The sequence below is a fragment of the Nocardia sp. NPDC047038 genome, assembly GCF_040644075.1.
GTDB classification, from domain to species: domain Bacteria; phylum Actinomycetota; class Actinomycetes; order Mycobacteriales; family Mycobacteriaceae; genus Nocardia; species Nocardia sichangensis.
This window is the reverse complement of sequence record NZ_JBEYVQ010000045.1, coordinates 1-2,325: the sequence shown is the minus strand read 5'-3', so window position 1 is coordinate 2,325 and position 2,325 is coordinate 1. Positions and strand designations below refer to the sequence as shown.

General features: G+C 56.4%; 2 rRNA genes (1 of these 2 only partly in view). Both read right to left on the bottom strand.

Annotated features, from left to right (window positions below):
• A 23S ribosomal RNA gene (locus ABZ824_RS39600) occupies positions 1–280 on the bottom strand (it extends 2,760 nt beyond the left edge of the window).
• 324 nt (positions 281–604) lie between these two features.
• Positions 605–2,123: ribosomal RNA gene (locus tag ABZ824_RS39595) — 16S ribosomal RNA — on the bottom strand.
• The 16S and 23S rRNA genes sit together here, the layout of an rRNA operon.
• Between the last annotated feature and the right edge of the window lie 202 nt (positions 2,124–2,325).

Genomic DNA, 2,325 nt, shown 5'->3' with positions numbered 1-2,325 from the left:
CATGGTTTAGCCTCATCCGCTTTCGCTCGCCACTACTCACGGAATCACAATTGTTTTCTCTTCCTGTGGGTACTGAGATGTTTCACTTCCCCACGTTCCCTCCCAACCGCCTATATATTCAGCGGAGGGTGACACGACATCACTCGTGCCGGGTTTCCCCATTCGGAAATCCTCGGATCTCAGCTCGGTTGACAGCTCCCCGAGGCTTATCGCAGCCTCCTACGTCCTTCATCGGCTCCTGGTGCCAAGGCATCCACCGAACGCTCTTCAACACTTACAAACAAAGATGCTCGCGTCCACTGTGCAGTTCTCAAACAACACACCCACTCGAACCCCAACGCAAGACCAGCCAACCCCGAAGAGAAGCGGTATCAAGCAGACCCGAGCGGATCGTATTTTTTGCCTGGAAAGAACGTCTGTTCTTTCAGGACCCAACAGTGTGTCGACTACATCCCCGACACCAGAAGCACACAGGCTCCCAGCACTCCCGAGGCACATGTCAGCGTTCCACCCATGAGCTCCACCGAACTTCGTACGAGTCCGTAGTGGCTCTGCCAACCTCGATACCACCTGTGTGACACGAGGACTGGAGAATGCTCCTTAGAAAGGAGGTGATCCAGCCGCACCTTCCGGTACGGCTACCTTGTTACGACTTCGTCCCAATCGCCGATCCCACCTTCGACGGCTCCCTCCCACAAGGGGTTAGGCCACCGGCTTCGGGTGTTACCGACTTTCATGACGTGACGGGCGGTGTGTACAAGGCCCGGGAACGTATTCACCGCAGCGTTGCTGATCTGCGATTACTAGCGACTCCAACTTCACGGGGTCGAGTTGCAGACCCCGATCCGAACTGAGACCGGCTTTAAGGGATTCGCTCCACCTCACGGTATCGCAGCCCTCTGTACCGGCCATTGTAGCATGTGTGAAGCCCTGGACATAAGGGGCATGATGACTTGACGTCGTCCCCACCTTCCTCCGAGTTGACCCCGGCAGTCTCCTGCGAGTCCCCACCATTACGTGCTGGCAACACAGGACAAGGGTTGCGCTCGTTGCGGGACTTAACCCAACATCTCACGACACGAGCTGACGACAGCCATGCACCACCTGTACACCGACCACAAGGGGGCCTACATCTCTGCAGGTTTCCGGTGTATGTCAAACCCAGGTAAGGTTCTTCGCGTTGCATCGAATTAATCCACATGCTCCGCCGCTTGTGCGGGCCCCCGTCAATTCCTTTGAGTTTTAGCCTTGCGGCCGTACTCCCCAGGCGGGGCGCTTAATGCGTTAGCTACGGCACGGATCCCGTGGAAGGAAACCCACACCTAGCGCCCACCGTTTACGGCGTGGACTACCAGGGTATCTAATCCTGTTCGCTACCCACGCTTTCGCTTCTCAGCGTCAGTTACTGCCCAGAGACCCGCCTTCGCCACCGGTGTTCCTCCTGATATCTGCGCATTTCACCGCTACACCAGGAATTCCAGTCTCCCCTGCAGTACTCAAGTCTGCCCGTATCGCCTGCAAGCTCACAGTTGAGCTGTGAGTTTTCACAGACGACGCGACAAACCGCCTACAAGCTCTTTACGCCCAGTAATTCCGGACAACGCTCGCACCCTACGTATTACCGCGGCTGCTGGCACGTAGTTGGCCGGTGCTTCTTCTACAGGTACCGTCACTTGCGCTTCGTCCCTGTCGAAAGAGGTTTACAACCCGAAGGCCGTCATCCCTCACGCGGCGTCGCTGCATCAGGCTTTCGCCCATTGTGCAATATTCCCCACTGCTGCCTCCCGTAGGAGTCTGGGCCGTGTCTCAGTCCCAGTGTGGCCGGTCGCCCTCTCAGGCCGGCTACCCGTCGTCGCCTTGGTAGGCCATTACCCCACCAACAAGCTGATAGGCCGCGGGCCCATCTCGCACCGATAAATCTTTCCACCCCAAGCCATGCGACAAGAGGTCATATCCGGTATTAGACCCAGTTTCCCAGGCTTATCCCAGAGTGCGAGGCAGATCACCCACGTGTTACTCACCCGTTCGCCGCTCGTGTACCCCGAAGGGCCTTACCGCTCGACTTGCATGTGTTAAGCACGCCGCCAGCGTTCGTCCTGAGCCAGGATCAAACTCTCCGTTGAAGACTCTCGAAACACCCCGAAAGGTGAATCAGAAATATCTAAACTAGAGTCCGAAAACCCAGCAAAACAATCGCCAGCCGGAAAATAGCTGACTAAAATGTCCGACCCTCCACACGGGGGGTGAAAAGGCCGGAACCAAAAAATATTTGGCACTGACATTCATCGACACACTATTGAGTTCTCAAAGAACACACGCACACAC